Source organism: Micromonospora humida, assembly GCF_016901255.1.
Lineage (GTDB): Bacteria > Actinomycetota > Actinomycetes > Mycobacteriales > Micromonosporaceae > Micromonospora > Micromonospora wenchangensis.
In genome coordinates this window covers 508,759-530,044 of record NZ_JAFEUC010000002.1, presented here as the reverse complement: position 1 = coordinate 530,044, position 21,286 = coordinate 508,759, and the positions used below count along the sequence as shown (strand labels likewise).

At 74.3% G+C, this 21,286-nt stretch carries 15 protein-coding genes; 6 read left to right on the top strand and 9 right to left on the bottom strand.

All coding sequences use genetic code 11. From position 1 onward, the window contains the following. The first annotated feature begins 55 nt into the window (after positions 1-55). The 4 genes from JQX11_RS06215 to JQX11_RS06200 all read left to right on the top strand — a co-directional run bounded on the left by JQX11_RS06215 (position 56) and on the right by JQX11_RS06200 (position 5,679). On the top strand, positions 56-1,249 hold the full coding sequence (locus JQX11_RS06215) for a thiolase family protein (protein WP_204923998.1): 1,194 nt from the start codon (positions 56-58) through the stop codon (positions 1,247-1,249). Next, the gene (locus JQX11_RS06210) at positions 1,246-3,315 is read left to right on the top strand and encodes a 3-hydroxyacyl-CoA dehydrogenase NAD-binding domain-containing protein (protein WP_204923997.1); all 2,070 of its coding nucleotides are present in this window, start codon (positions 1,246-1,248) and stop codon (positions 3,313-3,315) included. Before JQX11_RS06215 ends, JQX11_RS06210 begins: the two co-directional genes overlap by 4 nt. 168 nt (positions 3,316-3,483) lie before the next feature. Then, on the top strand, positions 3,484-4,758 hold the full coding sequence (locus JQX11_RS06205) for a hypothetical protein (RefSeq protein WP_204923996.1): 1,275 nt from the start codon (positions 3,484-3,486) through the stop codon (positions 4,756-4,758). 186 nt (positions 4,759-4,944) lie between these two features. Further along, a complete protein-coding gene (locus tag JQX11_RS06200) occupies positions 4,945-5,679 on the top strand; it encodes a hypothetical protein (RefSeq protein ID WP_204923995.1) in 735 nt (244 codons plus the stop codon). Between the two features lie 116 nt (positions 5,680-5,795). Here JQX11_RS06200 and JQX11_RS06195 read toward each other — a convergent pair whose 3' ends face one another. From JQX11_RS06195 to JQX11_RS06175, 5 genes are all read right to left on the bottom strand, one after another. Further along, positions 5,796-6,182 (bottom strand): VOC family protein, encoded by a 387-nt coding sequence (locus tag JQX11_RS06195; RefSeq protein ID WP_204923994.1) that lies wholly within the window; start codon positions 6,180-6,182, stop codon positions 5,796-5,798. A gap of 165 nt (positions 6,183-6,347) precedes the next feature. Then, a complete protein-coding gene (locus JQX11_RS06190) occupies positions 6,348-7,499 on the bottom strand; it encodes a sensor histidine kinase (protein ID WP_204923993.1) in 1,152 nt (383 codons plus the stop codon). 105 nt (positions 7,500-7,604) lie between these two features. Continuing rightward, positions 7,605-8,267, bottom strand: coding sequence for a response regulator transcription factor (locus tag JQX11_RS06185; protein WP_204923992.1), 663 nt, complete (start codon positions 8,265-8,267; stop codon positions 7,605-7,607). Between the two features lie 79 nt (positions 8,268-8,346). Further along, positions 8,347-9,621: an outer membrane protein assembly factor BamB family protein gene (locus JQX11_RS06180; RefSeq protein WP_204923991.1), complete on the bottom strand. Its 1,275-nt coding sequence runs from the start codon at positions 9,619-9,621 to the stop codon at positions 8,347-8,349. After that, complete coding sequence (locus tag JQX11_RS06175) at positions 9,618-10,904, bottom strand: outer membrane protein assembly factor BamB family protein (protein WP_204923990.1); 1,287 nt, start codon at positions 10,902-10,904, stop codon at positions 9,618-9,620. Before JQX11_RS06175 ends, JQX11_RS06180 begins: the two co-directional genes overlap by 4 nt. Before the next feature lie 136 nt (positions 10,905-11,040). Between JQX11_RS06175 and JQX11_RS06170 the strand changes: the two genes are divergently transcribed. Further along, positions 11,041-12,900 (top strand): hypothetical protein, encoded by a 1,860-nt coding sequence (locus tag JQX11_RS06170; protein ID WP_372444566.1) that lies wholly within the window; start codon positions 11,041-11,043, stop codon positions 12,898-12,900. A 66-nt stretch (positions 12,901-12,966) separates the two neighbouring features. On the opposite strand, the gene JQX11_RS06165 is transcribed toward JQX11_RS06170, so the two are convergent. Continuing rightward, a complete protein-coding gene (locus JQX11_RS06165; RefSeq protein ID WP_372444565.1) occupies positions 12,967-14,886 on the bottom strand; it encodes a hypothetical protein in 1,920 nt (639 codons plus the stop codon). A 299-nt stretch (positions 14,887-15,185) separates the two neighbouring features. Here JQX11_RS06165 and JQX11_RS06160 point away from each other — a divergent pair, with 299 nt between their 5' ends. Then, the gene (locus JQX11_RS06160) at positions 15,186-16,382 is read left to right on the top strand and encodes a hypothetical protein (protein ID WP_204923988.1); all 1,197 of its coding nucleotides are present in this window, start codon (positions 15,186-15,188) and stop codon (positions 16,380-16,382) included. Between the two features lie 250 nt (positions 16,383-16,632). Here JQX11_RS06160 and dxs read toward each other — a convergent pair whose 3' ends face one another. The 3 genes from dxs to JQX11_RS06145 form a co-directional block, all read right to left on the bottom strand. Continuing rightward, positions 16,633-18,588: a 1-deoxy-D-xylulose-5-phosphate synthase gene (gene dxs, locus JQX11_RS06155; RefSeq protein WP_204923987.1), complete on the bottom strand. Its 1,956-nt coding sequence runs from the start codon at positions 18,586-18,588 to the stop codon at positions 16,633-16,635. 121 nt (positions 18,589-18,709) lie between these two features. Continuing rightward, entirely contained in the window at positions 18,710-19,900 is a 1,191-nt protein-coding gene (locus JQX11_RS06150; protein ID WP_204923986.1) for an anhydro-N-acetylmuramic acid kinase, read from the bottom strand. A gap of 13 nt (positions 19,901-19,913) precedes the next feature. After that, on the bottom strand, positions 19,914-21,197 hold the full coding sequence (locus JQX11_RS06145) for a class I SAM-dependent RNA methyltransferase (RefSeq protein WP_204924163.1): 1,284 nt from the start codon (positions 21,195-21,197) through the stop codon (positions 19,914-19,916). Positions 21,198-21,286 lie beyond the last annotated feature (89 nt).

Genomic DNA, 21,286 nt, shown 5'->3' with positions numbered 1-21,286 from the left:
CCCGTGCCGCCCCCGCGGCGCGTCGGCCGGGTCGTGGTCGATAAGGAGGCTCCAAGTGCCCCGAGAAGTTCGGGATGTCGTCTTCGTCGACGGTGTCCGCACCCCGTTCGGCAAGGCGGGTGGCATGTACGCCAACACCCGCGCCGACGACCTGGTCATCCGCTGCATCCGTGAGCTGCTGCGCCGCAATCCGCAGCTGCCCCCGGAGCGGGTCGAGGAGGTGGCAGTCGCCGCCACCACCCAGATCGGCGATCAGGGCCTCACCATCGGCCGCACCGCCGCCCTGCTGTCCGGACTGCCCAAGACCGTCCCCGGCTTCGCCGTCGACCGGATGTGCGCCGGGGCGATGACCGCCGTCACCGCCGTCGCCGGTGGCATCGCGATGGGCGCGTACGACATCGCCATCGCCGGTGGTGTCGAGCACATGGGCCGGCACCCGATGGGCGAGGGCGTCGACCCCAACCCGCGGATCATCGCCGAGAAGCTGGTCGACCCGTCCGCCCTGGTGATGGGGGCCACCGCCGAGAACCTGCACGACCGGGTCCCGCACATCACCAAGGAGCGCACCGACGCGTTCGCGCTCGCCTCGCAGCTCAAGACCGCCAAGGCGTACGCCGACGGCAAGCTCCAGGCCGACCTGGTGCCGGTCGCGATCCGCGACGACGAGGGCGGCTGGGGCCTGGCCACCGCCGACGAGGCGCCCCGGGAGACCTCGCTTGAGAAGCTGGCCACCCTGAAGACCCCGTTCCGCCCGCACGGCAAGGTCACCGCCGGCAACGCGGCCGGCCTCAACGACGGTGCCACCGCCAGCCTGCTCGCCGACGAGGCCACCGCCCGTGAGCTGGGCCTGCCGGTCGCGATGCGGCTGGTGTCGTACGGCTACGTCGGCGTCGAGCCCGAGGTGATGGGCGTCGGCCCGATCCCGTCGACCGAGAAGGCGCTGCGCATCGCCGGCCTGAGCATCGACGACATCGGCCTGTTCGAGCTGAACGAGGCGTTCGCCGTGCAGGTGCTCGCCTTCCTCGACCACTTCGGCATCGCCGACGACGACCCCCGGGTCAACCCGTGGGGCGGCGCGATCGCCATCGGTCACCCGCTCGCCTCCTCCGGCGTACGGCTGATGACGCAGCTCGCCCGGCAGTTCGCCGAGCACCCCGAGGTGCGCTACGGCCTCACCGCCATGTGCATCGGCATCGGCATGGGCGGCACGGTCATCTGGGAGAACCCGAACTGGGAGGGCGTCAAGTGAGCGCGTTGGTCGCACCGAACGAGGTCGTCACCCGGGCGCTGCTGCGGCAGGTGACCGTGCCGGGGCTGGACCGGCCCGCCGCCCTGATCACCCTGGACAACGGTCTCGACCACACCAAGCCGAACACCTTCGGCCCGGCCGGACTGGCCAGCCTCGACGAGGCGATCAGCGCCGCCCTGGCCGCGGAGCCGGCGTTCGTCGCGGTCACCGGCAAGCCGTACATCTTCTGCGTGGGCGCGGACATCACCAGCCTGCCCGCGCTGGCCGACCGGGAGCAGGCGCTGGAGATCGGCCGGCTCGGCCACCGGGTCTTCGCCCGGCTCAGGGACAGCGCCGTACCCACCTTCGCCTTCGTCAACGGCGCGGCGATGGGCGGCGGACTGGAACTGGCCCTGCACTGCCACTACCGGACGCTGTCCGGCGGCGCGGCGGCGTTGGCCCTGCCCGAGGTGTCGCTCGGGCTGGTGCCCGGCTGGGGCGGCACCCAACTGCTGCCGAACCTGATCGGCATCCCCGCCGCCACCCAGGTGATCCTGCAGAACCCGCTGATGCAGAACAAGATGCTCAAGCCGAAGCAGGCCGCCGAGATGGGCATCGCGGACGTGCTGCTGGAGCCGGCCGACTTCCTGGAGCGGTCGCTGCAGTGGGCCGCCGGGGTGGTGCAGGGCGAGGTCACCGTCACCCGGCCCGAGGTCGACAGGGACATGTGGGCGGGCGTGCTCTACTTCGCCCGGCAGACCCTCGATGCGCGGCTGCACGGCGCGGTGCCGGCCGCGTACAAGGCGCTGGACCTGCTGGAGACGGCGAAGGACGCCGACTTCGCCACCGGCACCGCCGCCGAGGACGAGGCGCTGGCCGACCTGATCTTCTCGGAGGAGCTGCGCAGCGGTCTGTACGCCTTCGACCTGGTGCAACGGCGGGCCAAGCGGCCGGCCGGCGCGCCGGACAAGGGCCTGGCCCGCCCGGTCACCAAGGTCGGCATCGTCGGCGCCGGCCTGATGGCCAGCCAGCTCGCCCTGCTGTTCGCCCGCCGCCTCCAGGTGCCGGTCGTGCTGACCGACCTCGACCAGTCCCGGGTCGACAAGGGTGTCGGCTACGTGCACACCCAGATCGAGAAGGCCGTCAGCAAGGGCCGGATGGACAAGGGCACCGCCGCCAAGCTGTACGGCCTGGTCTCGGGCTCGGTCGACAAGTCCGTCTTCGCCGACGCCGACTTCGTCATCGAGGCCGTCTTCGAGGACCTGGACGTCAAGAAGCAGGTCTGGGCCGAGCTGGAGAAGATCGTCGCGCCGGAGGCGGTGCTCGCCACCAACACCTCCTCGCTGTCGATCACGGCGATGGCCGCCGAGCTGGAGCACCCGCAGCGGCTGGTCGGCTTCCACTTCTTCAACCCGGTGGCGGTGCTGCCGCTGCTGGAGATCGTCCGGGGCGAACGGACCGACGACGCCACCCTGGCCACCGCGTTCGCCGTGGGCAAGCAGTTGAAGAAGTCCTCGGTGCTGGTCTCCGACGCGCCGGCGTTCGTGGTCAACCGGCTGCTCACCCGCTTCCTGGGCACCGTGTTCGCCGCCGTCGACGCGGGCACCCCGCTCGACGTGGCGGACAGCGCGCTGGACCCGCTGGGGCTGCCGATGCGCCCGCTCGCCCTGCTCCAGCTGGTCGGGCCGGCGGTGGCGTGCCACGTGGGCGGCACCCTGCACGCGGCGTACCCGGACCGGTTCGACGTCAGCGAGAATCTCCGTCGGATCGCCGACTCGGGTCAGCCGATCGTCGTCGAGGACCGGATCAACGACGAGGTGGCCAAGCTGCTCGTCGTCGGGGACCAGCCACTCACCGCCGAGCAGGTCCGGCAGAACGCCCTCGACGCGCTGGCGCAGGAGATCCGGCTGATGCTCGACGAGGGCGTCGTCGCCGAGGCGCAGGACATCGACCTGTGCATGATCCTCGGTGCCGGTTGGCCGTTCCACCTGGGCGGGATCACCCCGTACCTGGACCGGACCGGCACCTCCGAGCGGGTCACCGGACGGCGTTTCCTGCCGCCTGGGGCCGCCAGCCTGCGCGCCTGAACCATCCCCGCTCCCCCGCCGATCGCGGTGGCCGCCGATGTCCTCCCCCCGGGATATCGTGGCCACCGCGATCGTCGTTTGCGTACCCTCGTCAGACTCGGGGGGCTGCGCGGCCGGGCTCCGTCTGGCTACCATCACGCGTTCTCACCCTCGCCTGGAGCTGATCTGATGACCTCACCGCCGGTCGATCCCTGGTCCGGGCAGCCGGAGCACGGCTCGCCCACCGGTCACTACTCCGACGGCCCTCCGGTGCCGCCCGAGGGCCCGCACACCCCGCCGCAGGGTGGCGGCTGGCCCACCACGCCGTACCCGTCGGGATCGCAGCCCGGCGGATGGCCCGCCGATCCGCAGTCGGGCCCGCCGGCCGACGCCTACCCCGGCCCGCAGTACGGCGGCTGGCCGCAGTCCGACCCGGCGCAGGGCGGCTACCCCGGTGCCCCGCACTCCGGGCCGCCCGCCACCCCGCCGTCGGGCTACCCCGGCGCCCCCCACTCCGGGCCGCCCGCCACCCCACCGTCCGGCTATCCGGGTGCCCCGCAGCCCGGCTATCAGGCGCCCCCGCAGCCCGGCTACCCGGGCGCGGCCCCGTCCGGCTATCCCGGCTCCCCGCAGCCCGGTTATCCCGGCCCGCAACCGGGCTACCCGGGTGCCGCCGGGTCGGGCGGCTACCCCGACCCGGCCGCGCAGCGGTACGCCGGCTTCGGCGGCGCGCCGTTCAGCTCCCCGCCGGGCCCCCCGCACGCCCCCGCACCCCAGCGGTCGAAGCTGCCGCTGCTGCTGTCGCTGGGGCTCGCCGGGCTCCTGGTGCTCTGCCTCGGCGGCGGCGGCCTCACCTGGGTCGCCCTGAGCGACGACGACGACCCGAAGACGCCGACCCCGTCGCCGACGCCCACCGCGGTCACGTCGCCCACCCCGAGCCCCACCCCCGTCGAGACCGACAGCCCGACCCCCGAGCCGACCCCCACCGAGAGCGCCGACGACCCGGGCCCGATCCGGCTGGTGACCCCGTCGACCCTCGGTGGCCGGTCCAAGAGCACCGACCCGGAGCTGCGCCGGATCGCCGACCAGATGGTCCGCGACATGAAGTCCGAGGTCCGCAACGAGACGGGCGCGGTGAGCGCGTTCTACGGCAGCGCGTCCAGCAGGAACATGGTGATGATGGCCGGTGCGTCCGGCCCGGTCATCCTGCCCGAGCAGGAGCTGGACGACGCGGTCAAGGGGCTGGGCAGCTCGCTCTCGGTCACCAAGATGTCCACCATCGACCCGGGTCCGCTGGGCGGGGTCGCGAAGTGCGGTGACGGCAAGGCGTCCGGCATCGCGCTCGGCGTCTGCGTCTGGGCCGACCACGGCAGCGTCGGCATGATCGTCATGTACTTCTCCTCGGCGGCCAAGGCGAAGTCCGAGTTCGTCGCCATCCGGGGTCAGATCGAGAAGCGGGACTGATCCGCCACGGGGCGGTCACGGGTCCACCGGACCTCGTGGCCGCCCCTGCGGCTGTCCGCGCCCACCGGCTGGTGACCCGGGATGGTCCGGGGCGACGACCCCGGGCGGACCGGTCGGCGGCGAGGGATGTCGGTCGGGCTGGCTAAGATCACCCGGCCTCAACAAACGATCTCTGGAGCCGATCTGATGTCCCAGCCCCCGACCACCCCTCCCGCCCACCAGCCGGACGGCGACGCGCCGCAGGGCGGCTACCCGCCGCCGCCGGCACCGCAGGGCGGCTTCCCACAGCAGCCGGACGGCGTCGGGGCGACCCCGTACGCCGCCGGGCCCGCGCCGGCGAAGAAGCGGTCCGTCGGCAAGATCGTGCTGATCGTGCTGGCCGTGCTGCTGGTGCTCTGCCTCGGCGGCGCGGCGATCGCCGCCTTCGCCCTCAAGGACGACGTCAAGGAGGCGGTGGACGCCGCCAACACGACCGTGTCCGCCCCCGCCACCCTGGCCGGCCGCCCGCAGGTCACCGAGCCGGGCCTGAAGGCGGTCGCCGACAGCCTGGTCACCGAGATGAAGAAGTCCGTGCAGAACGAGACGAGCACCGCAGGTGCCTTCTACGGTGACCCGGCCAAGCGGGACCTGCTGATGATCGCCGCCGCGTCCGGTGTGATGGTCGACCCCAAGAAGGAACTCGACGACGCCGTCAACGGCATCTCCAGCCAGCTCAACGTCACCAACATGGCGGCCGTCGACGCCGGCCCGCTCGGTGGCGACGCCAAGTGCGGCGACGGCAAGAGCGAGGGCGTCCCGCTGGGCGTCTGCATCTGGGCCGACCGGGGCAGCGTGGGCCTGATCGTCCAGTACTACAAGTCGGCCGCCGAGCTGAAGTCCGAGTTCGTCACCATGCGCGGGCAGATCGAGAAGAAGGGCTGACCCACCGGGGTCGCCCCGACGGGCCCCGTCCACCACACGGTGGACGGGGCCCGTCGGCGTCCAGGCCACGGCCCGCCGGCAGCTCAGCCGCGCCGACGGTCAGCCGGAGGTGGCGGTCAGCCGGAGGTGGCGGCCCGCTCGGCGGCGCTGCGCAGCACGCAGAACTCGTTGCCCTCCGGGTCGGCCAGCACCACCCAGCCGGTGCCGTCGGGCCGACGCTGGTCGTCGACCTGGACGGCACCGACGGCCAGCAGCCGCGCGACCTCCTCGTCCCGGGTCCGGTCGACCGGCTCCAGGTCGAGGTGCAGGCGGTTCTTCACCGACTTGCCCTCCGGCACGGCCAGGAAGAGCACCTCCGGCCCGCCCGGCGGCAACAGCATCGCCTCCGGGTCACCGGGGTGGTCGTCGGGCTGGCGGGGGCACTCGAAGACCTGCGCCCAGAAACCGGCCAGGGCGTAGGTGTCGTGACAGTCGATACCGAGGTTGTGGATCCGTGCGCTCACGGGTCTGCCTTTCGCAGCAGTGGAACGCGCCCCGTGACGTGCGGTGTCAGCGGTGGGCAGGGCGGGGCGCGGGACAGGTCATGATGGACATCTACCGCACCCCCTCTCCTCGGACCGGGCCGACGGTGTGATCATTGCAGGCGTCCCGCCGGCCGGCAAGCCGGTTCAACCCGGAGTCTGGTCGGCCGAGGGCAGCGTGACGGTCACCTCCAGGCCCCCGCCCTTCTGCGCGGTGACCTGAACCGTGCCGCCGTGCGCGTCGCAGACCGCCCGGACGATCGACAGGCCCAGCCCGGAACCCCGGGCCCCGGTGCGTTCCCGCCCGCCCCGGCGGAACGGCTCGAACAGCCCCGGCACGTCGGCCTGGTCCACCTCGAACCCGGTGTTGCGCACCACCAGCCAGGACGAGCGCCCGTCGGTGCCGGTACGCACCCAGAGCCGGCCGTGCAGGTGGTTGTAGCGCACCGCGTTCTCGATCAGGTTCCCGGCCAGCCGGTCCAGCAGGCCCGGGTCGCCGGTCACCGGGGCCGGCCGCAGTGAGGACTGCACCCGCAACCCGATCCGCTCCACCTCGCGGGACATGGCGGACAACGCGTTGGCGGTGCCGGTGGCCAGGTCACACTCCGTACGCCGGGACAGCCGTCGACCCGTCTGGGCCTCGCTGCGGGCCAACACCAGCAGCGCGTCCACCAGACCGTTGGCGCGTTCCGAGGCGTCCCGGACCACGGTGGCCATCCGGCGGTACTCGGCGGCGTCCGCCTCGTCGTCGCTGAGCGTCACGTCGATCTCGGTACGCATCACCGCCAGCGGGGTGCGCAGCTCGTGCGAGGCGTTGGCGACGAAACGTTTCTGCGCCTCGAAGGCGGCGGTGATCCGGTCCAGCATCGCGTCGAAGGTCCGGGCCAGCTCGGCCACCTCGTCGTCCGCCCCGGACCAGCCGATCCGCTGGTCGAGCGTGGTCTCGCCGAGTCGGCGCGCGGTCGCGGTGACCTGGTGCAGCGGGCGCAGCGTCCGGCCGGCCACCCAGTACGCCCCGGCCACCCCGACCACGCTGATCGCCAGCAGCGCCAGCAGGCCCTTGACCAGCAGCTCGTCAGAGGCGGCGTCGACCAGTTGCCGCTGCCACACCGCCGCGTCCAGCGACCGCCCGTCGGCCAGCAGCACGGTGGTGCCCGGCCGCAGCTCGTCGGTGGGCCGCAGCGCGTCACGCACCAGCAGCCAGGCCAACGTCACCAGGATCGCCCCGGCCCCGACCAGCAGCACCCCGTTGAGCAGCGTCAACCGTAACCGCAGGGTAGGCCGCGGCCGCCGGGTCACGACCGCACCCCGGGCCCCGGGCAGCCGCCCCGCCGTACCCGCCCGCTCATGTGCCGGCCTCGCTTCGCGACTGCGGGGCTCGCAACACCGGCTCGCTCCCCGCGCTCATGCGCCGACCGTCCGGTAGCCGGCACCGTGCACCGTCTCGATCAACGGTGGGTCGCCGAGCTTCTTGCGCAGGGTCCGCACGGTCACCCGGACGATGGTGGTGAACGGGTCGGTGTTGGCGTCCCAGACCCGCTCCAGCAGCTCCTCGCTGGAGACCACCGCGCCGCGCGCCTTGACCAGCTCGCTGAGCACCCCGAACTCCTTGTTCGTCAGGTCGACCGGGGCACCCGCCCGGGTGACCACCCGGCGGGCCGGGTCGAGCACCACGTCGCCCACCTGGAGCACCGGCGGGGCGGGCGGGGTGGCCCGCCGGCCCAGCGCCTGCACCCGGGCCACCAACTCGTCGAAGGCGAACGGCTTGGGCAGGTAGTCGTCCGCGCCGAGACCCAACCCCTGCACCCGGTCGGCGACGCTGTCGCTGGCGGTCAGCATCAGCACCCGGGTGAGGGTGCCGGACGCGGCCAGCTCGGCGCAGATCTGGTCGCCGTGCATGCCGGGCAGGTCGCGGTCGAGGACCACCACGTCGTACCGGGTGACGAAGGCGGCCTCGTGGCCGGCGTCCCCGTCGTACGCCACGTCGACCGCCATGCCCCGCTTGCGCAGCCCCCGCACGATCGCGTCGGCGAGGTTCCGTTCGTCCTCGACCACCAGCACCCGCATTCCGACCTCCTCGCCGACCTGTCCGACAACCTAGCGCCGCCGGCCAAACGCCCGGCCGCAGGTGGGCCACCCGACACCGTCAGTCCGGCATCCGCCACACACCGATGCTGTTGCGTTGCCGCCAGCAGACCAGCACCCCCTGGGTCCGTGAACAGGCCTCCCACCGGCCGGGCAGCACGTCCCGGACCCGCAGCGTGCCGTCGGTCGGGTCCAGCTCGGCCACCATCTGCCGGCCGCCGCCGACCGGCCGGACGACCAGCAGCGCGTCGGTGGGCGGCCACTGGTGGACCAACTCCCACCGGCCCAGCTCGGCCACGGACCGACCGGTCGCCGCGTCGAGCAGGGCCAGCCCCTGCTGCCCGTCGGCGCTGACCCCGACCATCCGGCCGGCGACCGACGCGACCGGGGCCCACCAGTCGGAGGTCCAGCGCACCCGGCCGGTCACCGGATCGAGCACCCGGGTCCCGAACGGCTCCCCCAGGCAGACGGCGTCGCCGCAGGACCGGACGGACCAGCCGTCCGGCGTCGGCACCGGCGTGTCCCACCGTCGCTGGCCGGACGCCAGGTCGTAGCCGGCCAGCCGGCCCGGTTCCCCGTCGACCAGCAGCAGGTCACCGGTCGGTTGGGCCACGTGGTGATGGTCGCTGCGGGCGGGCGGCACCGGGAACGCGAGCCGAAGAACGCCGGTGTCGACGTCGTACGCCTCGGCCCGGCCGGCGCTGGTCACCACGACGAGTTCCGCGACACCGCGCTCCCCCGGCCGGTAGCCGACGGTGGCCGCCCCGGCGGTGACCGTCCAGCGGGCCGCGCCGGTCGCCGGCTCGACCCCGCGTACCGCCACCCGGTCGACGTGCAGGTCCTCCAGCAGCAGCCCGCCGTCGGCGGTCGGCACCGCCACCCCGGGCTGGCGCCACCGGGCCCGCCCGTCGACGTGGTCGAGCACCATGGAGACCGGTTCGCCGCCGGGGTCGGTGGTGACCACCACGTCGTCGCCGACCCCCTCCAGCACCACCAGTTGGTGCCGGGGCGACAGCGACGTCTCCCAGCGGACCCGCCCGTCGGCCAGGTCGATCGCGGTGAGCTGCCGGCTGCCGGCCGGGGACAGCGCCGACGGGTAGGCGAGCACCAGCAGGCCCCCGACGATCAGGTGGCTGGGCTCCGGCACGTCCGGCACGGGCACCGGGGTCAACCGGGTCGGCCCGGGTGCCGCGCCGGCCAGGGTGAGCAACAGGAGCAGCGCGGTCAGGGCGACGGTCGCCGGGTGGCCGGCCGACCGCCGGCCCCGGGGTCGGCGTGCCGGCGGGGGCGTCGGCTCGTCGTGGTGACCGACCTCACCCAGGTCGATCACCGTCACCGGGGCACCCGCCAGACCCCGAACCTGCCGTCCATCAGCCGGCACAGCAGCAGCTGCGCGTCGCTCTGACAGTCGCCGGAGATCGCCGGCAGCACGTCGCGCACCCGGGCCCGCGCGGCGGCCACGTCCAGCTCGGCGACCAGCATCCGGCCGTCGCCGGCCGGGCGCACCCCGAACACCGGCCCGTCGGGGCTGTTCGACGCGGCGACGTTCCAGACGTCCAGTTCGGCGGTGACCCGCCCGGAGGCTATGTCGAGCACCACCAGCGGGTGCCAGACGCCCCGGCCCAGGCCGCTCGCCAGCATCCGACCGCCGCGTTCGGTCCCGGACAGCTGCCACCGGTTGTCGCGCCACACCGTCCGGCCGGTCGCCGGGTCCAGCGCCCGCACCCCGCCGGCCTCGCCCTGCGCGCAGAGCAACGGTCCACACGCGACGAAGAACACCGGCGTCGTCAACGGCACCTCCCATCGGCGGTCCAGCCCGTCGAGGCCGAACCCGGTGAGTCGGCCGGAGTTCCCCGCGAAGGCGAGCAGCAGGTCACCGACGACGTCGAACCCGGTGTTCGACGGCGTTCCCTCGTGGTCGAGCGGTGTGGTGTGCAGGCGTACCCCGCGTCGGGCGTCCCAGACCTCGGCCGGGCCGTCCGGGCGCACCGTCACGATCCGGTCCACCCCGTCTGCCGCAGGACTGAACAGGACCATCCCGGACGGAACCGGCACTGACCAACGGTCCCGCCCGCTGCTCGGATCGACGGAGTTAATCGTCATGCGCCCGTCCGCGCCGTCCTCGAAGAGCAGGTCGGGGCCGGCGGACCGGCCCGACCCGGTCCGCTGCCACCGCACCCGGCCGGTGTCCCGATCGTGGGCGAACGTCCGGTACTCCCCGTCCAGCCGGCCGGAGGAGCCGGTGAGCAGCAGCAGGTCGGCGTGCCGGCGCAACTGCGCGGACCCGCTGACCACCGGCACCGGCATCCGCCACCGGCGTACCGGCCGTGCCCCGGCGGAGGTGGGGACGGTCCAGGCACTCAACCAGCCGGGGGCGGCGGCGGTGCCGCTGGGTTCGAGCAGGAAGACCTCCCCGTCGTAGAGCAGCGCCACCGTGCCGAGCGGGGCGGGGACCACGGCCGCCACCCGCTCCGCCACCGGCGCGGCGGCGGTCGACGCCAGCAGGGTGAGCGCCAGCACCACCGCCAGCCGCAGTGGCCGGCCGACGGCCCGGGGCGCGGGACCGGACGGCGGTGGCAGCGGATCGTCGCGGAGTTCACCCAGATCGATGACCGTCACGCGCACCCTCTTTCGACCGCCATGCCCCGCCGACCGCCCGCCGGTGCACGCGCAGCGCCACGCACCGGGTCACCGGAGCGACCGGTCGTCGCCTGTACGATGGCCCGTCGTGGCCGTGCCGGTGGTAGATCCCTCGTTGAACCCGACGTCCGCGCGCGACGCGGTCGAGCCCGACGCGACCGACCCACCGGGGCGGCCCCGCCGACGGCCGGGCCGGGCCGACGTGCTCGCCATCGGAGCCTATGCGCTGATCGGCGTTCTCGTGTGCCTGAACTACTGGGTGGACGTGCAGCACCGGGTGTCGTCCCACCTGCCGACCGACCACAGCTGGTTCGAGTGGCTGTTCACCCATGGCGCGTACTCGGTGCGGCACCTGGAGAACCCGCTGTTCAGCGCCCGGCAGAACGCCCCGGACGGGGTGAACATGATGGCGAACACCTCGCTGCTGGGCATGACCATCCCGCTGGCCCCGGTCACGTGGCTGTTCGGCCCGCAGGTGACGTACGCGCTCTACCTGGGTGGGGCGCTCGCCGCGACGGCGGCCACCTCGTACTGGATGCTCTCCCGGCACCTGGTGCGCTCGCGGGCCGGCGCGTTCGTCGGCGGCGCGTTCCTCGGTTTCGCCCCGGGCATCGTGCACCACGCCAACGGGCAGCCCAACTTCGTCTCCAACTTCCTGCTGCCGGTGATCGTGACCCGGGTGCTGCTGCTGGGCCGGCCCGGCCGGTGGCGGCGCGACGGGCTGGTGCTGGGGCTGCTGGTGGCATACCAGGTCTTCATCAACGAGGAGATGCTGCTGCTGACCGCGCTGGCCTGCCTGGTGGCGGTGGCGGCGTACGTGGTGCAGCGGCCCCGCGAGGCCCGCGCGCGGGCCGGCGGCTTCCTGGCCGCGCTCGGGGTCGGCGGCGGGCTGGCGCTGCTGCTCACCGCGTACCCGATCTGGTACCAGTTCAACGGGCCGCAGTCCTACCGGGGCCTGCAGGGCGGGGTGTTCCACAACTGGGGCGAGGACCTGATGGCCTTCGTCACCTTCGCCCGGGACACGGTGGCCGGGGACGAGGCGGTCGAGAAGACCATCGGTCTGACCGAGCAGAACACCTGGTTCGGCTGGCCGCTGGTGCTGGTCGCGCTGGCCGCGCTGGTGCTGCTCTGGCGGCGGTCGCTGGCCGCCCGGATCGCCGGGGTGCTGGTGGTGGTCTTCACCGTCGCGGCGATCGGCCCCAAGGTCCGGTTCAACGGGGTGGAGACCACCGTGGACGGCCCGTGGGCGTACATCCCGGACGACCTGCCGCTGGTCGAGATGATGATGCCGACCCGGCTGACCCTGGTGGTGACCGGCGCGGTCGGCGTCCTGCTCGCGCTGGCCTGGGACGCGGTCGGCGGCCACGGCCGGTCCCGGGTGCCGACGCCGCGCGCCGCCGCCGACGACAGCGCCGCCGACAGCGCCGGGAAGGCCACGCCGGCCCGTCGCCGGTGGGTCCGGCCGGTCGGGTACGCGGCGATCGCGCTGGCGGTGCTGCCGCTGTTCCCCCGTCCGCTGCCCGCGCAGCACATCGACCTGCCGCCGCACTTCATCACCGCCGGCGGCTGGCGGCCGTACGTGCCGCAGGGGCGCACCCTGGTCCCGGTGCCGATCCCGAGCAACGTGCACGGCCTGTCCACCCTGCGTTGGAGCGCGCTGACCGGGCACGAGTTCCCGGTGCCGGGTGGTTACTTCATCGGCCCCAACGAGCTGGGCGAGGGCGTCTTCGGCGCGCCGAACCGACCCACCAGCACCCTGATCTACGCCACCATCGACGCCGGCACGGTGCCCGCGCTGACCGGGGAGAACCGCCGGCAGGCGGTGGAGGACCTGCGGTTCTGGCGGGCGTCGGTGGTGGTGCTGGGGGCCCATCCGCGCGAGGCGGTGCTGCGGGACCTGATGACCGGCCTGCTCGGCCCGGCGCAGCGGGTCGACGACGTCTGGCTCTGGGACGTCCGCCCCCTAATCGACTGACCCGCCCGACCCGACGCGCAGCCCGGCCCGGCCGGACCGTGGTCCGGTCGGGCCGGACCGCAACGGTCAGGCGGTGCGGGCGGACAGCGGCCGGACGTCCCACACCCACACGTCGAGTTCCCGGCGGGCGGGGCCGACGAGCTGCTCGACGGTGCGGCGCAGCGGCTCCGCGTTGTGCTGGCGCAGCGGCAGCACCAGCACGGCGGCGTTCCAGTGCCGCAGCTCGTCCAGGCTGCGGCGGCGCTGCCGGTCGTCCAGCTTGGTCGTCCGCCCGGTGGTGGCGACCTCGTCGAGGAGCTGCCCGATGCCGCTGGGCCGCCCACCGAACCGGCCCGGGTCGCCGGTGTTGCCGTTACGCGGGGCGAGGAAGTAGCCCCCCGGGATCTTGAAGTCCAGGTTGGTGGCCGCCGCCCAGCGCATCCCGTGGGTGTTGCCCATGCTGGGCACGGGCACCGGCACCAGGGTCTGCCCGGGGCCCACGTACTCCCGCCAGCGGTCGGCGGTGATGAAGTCCGGCACCGGCGGGCGGGAGGTCACCTTCAGTGGCATCGGCACGATCGGCAGCAGCGCCAGCACCAGGGCGGCCACCGTGACGGTCTTGGCGTGCTGCCACTGCGCGCCGCGCAGCGTCCAGGCCCGCTGCACGGCCAGCGCCAGCAGCATGCCGATCACCACGGAGGTGATCAGGGCGAACCGGGTGGGCACCACCGCGTCCAGCAGGGGCAGCCGCACCAGCAGCTCCCACGGCCCGGTGACCAGGTCCCGCCCCCACCAGGAGATCCGCTCGCCGAGGGAGAGCAGCGCGAAGAACGCGCCGGTGACGGCGAGCGCCCGGACGAGGCGTTCGCGGCGCAGCCAGAGCACGATGCCGACGGCGATCAGCGACAGGCTCCAGCCGAAGAAGGCGTTCTCCTCGGAGTAGTTCGGCGCCAGGTTGACGTTGGCCCGTTCGTTGCCGCCGAAGGTGGGCGAGCCGGGGGCGAAGAAGGCGGCGATGTCGTTGCCGTAGTCCTGCACCGCGTCGCTGAGCCCGTGGTACGCCATCGGCCCCGCGAACTGGATGTAGAGCGGGTACGCCAGCAGCGCCCCGGCCAGCACCGCGCAGGCGGCCAGCCCCTTGGCCAGGGGCCGCCACGCCGCCGACCAGAGCGCCGGGCGCTGGGCCACCATGGCGATCAGGAAGATGCCGCAGGCCAGAGCGGTGAAGAGCAGGATCTCCTCGTTGATGAACGCCTGTCCGGTGACCAGCACGGCGAGCAGCAGCCCGTCGCGTACCGGCCGGGTGGAACGGGTCAGCACCATCACCCGCCACACGATGAACGGCAGCAGGAACTGGCTGATGATGTTGGGGTGCCAGTTGGCGTGCGAGAGCATCGCCGGGGAGAACCCGCAGAACCAGCCGCCGACCGCCGCGGCGAACCGCCGCCGCACCAGGTGCCGGGACAGCACGTGGTACCAGGCGGCGGCGGTGCCGGCGAGGCCGAGGGTGACCAGCACCACGAAGGACACCGCCGGCCCGAACAGCAGGGTGACCGGCACCATCGGGATGCCCAGCGCCAGCACCGCCGTGTTGGCCATCAGGTTGACGCCGTCGGGGAAGTTGAACTGGTCGGTGTAGAACGGGAACTCCCCGTGCAGCACCACCCGCACCGAGTGGGCGAGGAAGAACTGCACCTGCGCCGGGTCGCTGCTGTAGAGCGAGGCCACCCGGCCGGCCGGGTCGGCCCAGATCCGGCTGGTCACCCAGAGCGCGACGAGCAGGAAGATGCCGTACACCACCAGGTCCTTGCGGCGGGCGGTCCAGCGCCAGCGCCGCCACCACGCGGCCGGCGTCGTGCCGTCACCGTCCGTGTCCGCAGCCCCCCGCTCCGGTACGACCACTGCCGCCGCACCGTCGCCGTCGCCGTCCGGTGCCGTGGCCGCCCCGTCGGGTGCCGCTCCCACCGGCGGCGCGTCGACCGGCGTCGCCTCGACCGTCCGGTCCACGGGTGCCGGCACGTCGGTGAGGCGCAGGTCGGCAGGGGTGGGACGGGTCACGGGTGGGGGCGCGGTCGCGGTGGCCGTCGTGCCGCGGGCGGAGCCCCCGGAGTCGTCGGGGGCCGGTGCGGAGGCGCCACGGGGCTCGGCAGACGTCACAGTCGGCGGAGTCTACCGGAGCCGGGAAAAAGCCCGAAATTCACTGTGGTGTCCCTTGTGGCCATCGGGACACGGCTGCGGGGCGTCACCGGGCGTTGCGTACCATGTGGGCTTCCGACAACGACGGTGACGCGATCGGGGGCGTAGGGATGGCTTCGGTTCGCCGTCGCGGCACGACGGTCGCCGCGCTGCTCGCCCTGCTGCTGGTGGCCCCGGCGTGCGGCCCGGTCACCTCGCGTCAGGTCCACGAGCTGCGGGTCGGCTACGACAGCCTGGACGGCACCCGTGCGGTGTGGCCGCCGCGCGGAGCGCTCGCCGGGGACGCCGCGGCGACGGCGGCGGTGACCGAGGCGGTCCGCGCCTGGCGCTCCCCGATCGACGACCGGGTCCACCTGCCGTCGTCGGGGATCCTCTGGTCGGGTGCGGTCGACGGTGTGCCGCTGGCCCTGGTCGCCGCCGACGTGCCCGGGGAGAGCGCCTCCTGGTTGCTCCAGCTCACCGGCCGTGACGGCCGGTACGAGGTGACCCGCGCGAGCGAGTACACCGACCCGGGTTACCTGGTCTACGCCGACGTCCTCCCACTGCGCCTGCCGGACGGCCGGCGCTACCTGACCTCCGGCCGGGTGGAGCGGCTGCTCGGCCCGGACGGCCGGGCGCTGATGCTGACCGACGGGCTGACCGGCACGGTGAAGGTGCCCGACTGCCGGGCGGTGCCGGTGACGGCCACCCTGCGGGCCACCGAGTCGCTGCCCCGGGGGCGGGCCGCCGACCGTCTGCTCGACCTGGGCGCAGCCACCGTCGACCCGAGGTATCCCCTGGTCCGCGACGACACCGGCTCCGGCCGGCGGGCCCTCGACGGGTTGGACACCTGCGTGCTGGCCGACGAGCAGGGGCCGTTCGGCAGCATTCCGCGCCGCATCGGCGACCGGGACGCTCCCCGGTCGGTGCCCGAGTCGTGGCCGATGGAGAAGGTGGCCGTCCGGGCCATCGGCGAGATGACGCTGGGTGGCGGGAACGACCCCGGCGACCTGGAGCAGCTCACCTGGGAGACCGACGCGGGGACGATGACCGCGGTGGTCTACCGTCCGGCCGGCGACGGCACCCCGGTGGTCTCCCCCGCCGACCGGTCCAACCCGTTGCAGACGTACGTGCTGCCGGTGCCGGGGCAGCCGCTGGTGGTGCTGACCTGGCGGGGCAACCGGGACGCCTCCCTGTCGGTGCCCCCGGGCACCCCCCGCCTGGTGGAACGTCCCGGCCTGGTGGTCGTCCCGATGCCCGCCTCCCGGCAGACCTTCAGCCTGGCCACCGCCGAGAAGACCTACTACCGCTCCGCCGGCGGCCGCTGACCCTCCGCCCACCCCACCTCGCCCTCCCCGACTCCCCGGATCGCCCCGATCGCTCCGTCTCCCCGGATCGCCCCGGTGATCAAGAGGTTTGCGTCACCGGCAGCGGCCACAGTGACGCAAACCTCTTGATCACCGGGGTCAGCGGCGGCGGGTCGAGGGCGCGCGGCGGGCCGAGGGCCGAGGGCGCGCGGGAGACGGGGCATGGGCGGTCACGGCAGTGCCGTGACCGCCCATGCGGGGTCGGGGTGGGTCAGTTGGGGGTGGTGTCGGAGGCCGGTAGGCGGACCGTCTCCACCGAGGGGGCGTCGCCGTCCAGGCCGGAGATCCAGCCGGTGACGTCGCGGGCCACGTCCTGCGCGGTCAGCCGCAGGTCGGCCAGGATCTGCGCCCGGGTGCCGTGCGGGTGCCAGTCGGCCGGTACGCCCAGGTCGCGCAGCGGCACCCGGACGTCGGCGTCGCGCATCGCCTGGCCCAGCGCGTCACCGACACCGCCGATGCGGACGCCGTCCTCGACGCTGACCACGAGGCGGTGCCCGGCGGCCAGCTCGACCAGCTCGGCCGGCACCGGACGCACCCAACGCGGGTCGACCACGGTGACGCCGTAGCCCTGCTCGGCCAGCCGGGACGCCACCTCCATCCCGAGCAGCCCGAAGGAGCCCACCGCCACCAGCAGCACGTCGGTACGGGCCGACTCGGCCAGCACGTCGACCGGGCCGACCCGGCGGATGGCCGGCAGGTCGGCGGCGACGGTGCCGGTGGGGAACCGGACGATGGTGGGACCGTCGTCGACGGCGATCGCCTCGCGCAGCTCCTCGCGGAGGCTGGCGGAGTCGCGGGGGGCGGCGATCCGCAGCCCCGGCACCACCCCGAAGACCGACATGTCCCAGATGCCGTAGTGGCTCGGCCCGTCCGGCCCGGTGATGCCGGCGCGGTCCAGCACGAACGTCACCGGCAGCTTGTGCATCGCCACGTCCAGCAGGACCTGGTCGAAGGCGCGGTTGAGGAAGGTCGCGTAGACGGCCACCACCGGGTGCAGGCCGCCCATCGCCAGGCCGGCCGCGGAGGTGGCCGCGTGCTGCTCGGCGATGCCCACGTCGTACACCCGGTGGGGGTGCTTGCGGGCCAGGGTGGCGATGCCGGTGGGCTCGGCCATCGCGGCGGTGATGCCCACGACGTCGGGCCGCTCGTCGGCGATGGCGACCAGCTCGTCGGCGAAGACCTGGGTCCACTTCACCGACGGGGCGGCGAGCAGCTTGCCGGTCTCGACGTCGAACGCGCCCGGACCGTGCAGGCAGTCCGCCTCGTCCTCCTCGGCCGGGCGGTAGCCGTAGCCCTTGCGGGTCACCGCGTGCACGATCACCGGGCCGCCGAAGTTCTTGGCCGCGCGCAGCGCCGACTCGACGGCGGCGATGTCGTGCCCGTCGACCGGGCCCACGTACTTGATGCCGAGGTCCTCGAACATGGCCTGCGGGGCGACCGCGTCCTTGATGCCCTTCTTGACCGCGTGCAGCACCTCGTACATCGGCTTGCCGACGAACGGGGTGTTGCCCAGGGCGTCCTTGACCGTGTCGAGGACCTTCTCGTAGCCGGGGTTGAGCCGCAGCGACGACAGGTGGTCGGCCAGACCGCCGATGGTGGGCGAGTAGGAACGGCCGTTGTCGTTGACCACGATCACCAGCCGGTTGCCGGCGGTGGCGATGTTGTTCAGCGCCTCCCAGCACATGCCGCCGGTGAGCGCCCCGTCGCCGACCACGGCGACCACGCTGCGCTGCTCGCCGCGCAGGGCGTACGCCTTGGCCAGCCCGTCGGCGTAGGACAGGGCGGTGGAGGCGTGCGAGTTCTCGATCAGGTCGTGCTCGCTCTCGGCCTGACTGGGGTAGCCGGAGAGGCCACCGCGCTGGCGGAGCTTGTCGAAGCCGTCCTGCCGGCCGGTGATGATCTTGTGCACGTACGACTGGTGGCCGGTGTCGAACAGGAGCCGGTCGCGCGGGGAGTCGAAGACCCGGTGCATGGCCAGGGTCAGCTCCACCACGCCCAGGTTGGGGCCGACGTGTCCACCGGTGCGGGACACCTTGGCGATCAGGAAGTCACGGATCTCGGCGGCGAGGATGTCCAGCTGTTCGCCGGTCATCCGCTTCACGTCCTGCGGACCACGGACGGTGCCCAGTAGCCGACCGTGGTTGGCCGTGTCCTCGTCAACACTCATGACGAGAGAGTCTATCGGCCGCCGCACACTCCGCAGCCCTGCCGTGGATCACCGCAGGTGGGAGCCCTGATCGGCGGCGCGACGGCCACCGGTGCCGGTGCGCCCGCCGGGGCGGCCCGGGTCAGCGGAGCACGGCCAGCCGGCGGGGCGGTCGCGGCGCGGCCACCCCGTACGGCGGGCCGGACGGGGTCCAGGACCCCAGCACGGCGGCCCGCCGGGCGCCGGTCACCGAGGGCACCGTGCCCGGCAGACCGTGCCAGGACAGCCACCCGAGCAGGGCGAACGCGTACGCCTCCCGGGCCTGGGCGGGTACCCCCAGCTCGTCGGTGGTGCGCAGCGTCCACCGGCCGTCGCCGAGGGCGGACAGCCGACCCCACAGGGTCGGGTTACGGACCCCGCCACCGGCGGCCACCAGCTCGGTCACCAGGTGCCGCCGGCAGGCGTCGGCGACGGTCCGGGCGGTCAGCTCGGTCAGCGTGGCGAACACGTCGTCGCGGGCGACCGGTTCCCCGAGCGCCGCCAACCGGTCGTCGAGGTAGCCGGCGTGGAACAGCTCCTTGCCGGTGGACTTCGGCGGCGTCGCCGCGTAGTAGGGCTCGGCGAGCAGCAGCGCCAGCAGCCCGGGGTGCACCCGGCCGGCCGCCGCGCGTGCCCCGTCGACGTCGCAGGGCCGGTCGAGGAACCGGCGGGCCGCCGCGTCGAGCAGGGCGTTGGCCGGGCCCACGTCGTAGCCGAGCACGGGGGCGTCCGGCGCGACCACGGTGAGGTTGGCGATACCGCCCAGGTTGAGCGCCGCCCGTACCCCGCCGCCGGGCCGCCCGCCCGGGGCGGCCTCGGCGGCCGGGGCGAGCAGCAGGGCGTCGAAGGCGGGGACCAGCGGCGCGCCCTGCCCGCCGGCGGCGACGTCCGCCGACCGCAGGTCCGACAGCACGGGTACGCCCACCCGGGCGGCGACCCGGGCCGGCGCGCCGAGTTGGAGGGTGCCCCGCACGGTGCCGCCGTCGACCCAGTGGAAGACGGTCTGCCCGGGTGAGACGACCAGGTCGGCCGACCCGCCGGCCAGCTCGACGCCGAGCGCGGCGGCGTCGGCGAACACCGTGCCGAGGGCGTTGTCGAGCCGGCAGACCGCCTCGACCGTGGTCGGCCCCGGCGGCAGCACCGCCTCGATCCGTTCCCGCAGTTCCGCGTCGTAGCCGCACTCCCGGTGCCCGAGCGGGCGCATCCGCAGGGTGTCCCCGGCGGTGGTGAACTCGGCGGCGACCACGTCCACCCCGTCGTACGAGGTGCCCGACATCAGCCCGACGATCTTCATCGGGCCAGGCTAGTCAGCGGGCCGGGGGCAGGAACAGGCCGACGAGTTCGACGTGCCGGGTCATCGGGAACAGGTCGTAGCCGCGCAGGGCGGCGAGCCGCCAACCGGCCCGGCCGAAGGTGCGTACGTCCCGGGCGAAGGCGGCCGGGTCGCAGGCCACGTAGGCGATCGCCCGGGGGGTGGCGGCGATCATGTCCCGCACCACCGCCGCGCCCGCACCGGTGCGGGGCGGGTCGAGCACCACCAGGTCGACCGGGCCGGTGATCCGGCGGCGGGCCAGCGCGGTCTCCACCCGGGCGGCGACCACCTCGACCCGGGACAGGTCGGCCAGGTTACGCCGGGCGGCGGCGACCCCCTCGGCGGCGGACTCGACCACGGTGACCCGGGCGTCCGGGCCGACCCGGGCGGCGAGCGCGGCGGCGAACAGGCCGGCCCCGCCGTAGAGGTCCCAGACGGATTCGCCGGGCCGCGGGTCGAGCAGGTCGAGGACCGCGTCGACCAGGGTGTCGGCGGCGGCCGGGTGCACCTGCCAGAACCCGCCGGCCGGCACCGTCCAGTCCCTGCCGGCGGCGACCTCCCGTACCGTCGCCGGGGCGTCGCCGGCCGTGGGCCCGCCGGGGGCGACGGCCGGGGCCCCGGGAAGGTCGGTCGTCGCCGGCCCGCCGGGGAGGTCGACCGGGGTGGGCGTCCCGTCGGCGAGGGCGGTGACCACGACGTCCCCGCCGGTGGAGGCGACCGTCGCCACCGCGTCGGCCGCCGGCCAGTTCTGCCCGAGTACCGGCAGCGCCTGGATCGCCGGGTGGGCGATCAGGCAGCGGTCGATCGGCACCACCTCGTGCGAGCGGTGCTTGAGCAGCCCGGCCCGGCCGGTGGCGTCGACCGCGTAACGGACCCGGGACCGCCAGCCCAGCGGGCCGCCGGGCAGCGGCGCGACGGTGACCCGCAGCGCGTCGATCTCGGCGTCGGTGAGCCCGCCGAGCCGGCTGAGCTGCTCGCGCACCACGGCCGTCTTCCAGTCGAGCTGGGCGGCCGGGGCCACGTGTTGCAGGTCGCAGCCGCCGCAGCCGCCCGGCCGGGCGTACGGGCAGGGCGGGGCGACCCGGTCCGGTGACGCCTCGACGATCTCGACGGCGTCGGCGCGGGCGAACCCCCGGTGCAGCTCGGTCACCTCGGCGACCACCCGTTCCCCGGGCAGCGCGTGCCGGACGAAGACCACCTGGCCGTCGACCCGGGCCACGCAGTGCCCGCCGGGGGCGACCGCGTCGACTGTCAACTCGACCCGCTCGGCCTCCTCCAACCCGGGCCGCTGGTCCTCGCCGACCGGCCGGTCCGGCCGGGCGGTGCCGGCCGGCGCGGTGCGGTCGGTGGTCGCGGAACGGGCGGGGC

Coding starts and splice junctions, on each gene's coding strand:
- JQX11_RS06205 (WP_204923996.1), top strand. CDS start 3,484: ATGACCTCACCGCCGGTCGATCCCTGGTCCGGGCAGCCGGAGCACGGC.
- JQX11_RS06200 (WP_204923995.1), top strand. CDS start 4,945: ATGTCCCAGCCCCCGACCACCCCTCCCGCCCACCAGCCGGACGGCGAC.
- JQX11_RS06185 (WP_204923992.1), bottom strand. CDS start 8,267: ATGCGGGTGCTGGTGGTCGAGGACGAACGGAACCTCGCCGACGCGATC.
- JQX11_RS06160 (WP_204923988.1), top strand. CDS start 15,186: ATGGCTTCGGTTCGCCGTCGCGGCACGACGGTCGCCGCGCTGCTCGCC.
- dxs (WP_204923987.1), bottom strand. CDS start 18,588: ATGAGTGTTGACGAGGACACGGCCAACCACGGTCGGCTACTGGGCACC.
- JQX11_RS06150 (WP_204923986.1), bottom strand. CDS start 19,900: ATGAAGATCGTCGGGCTGATGTCGGGCACCTCGTACGACGGGGTGGAC.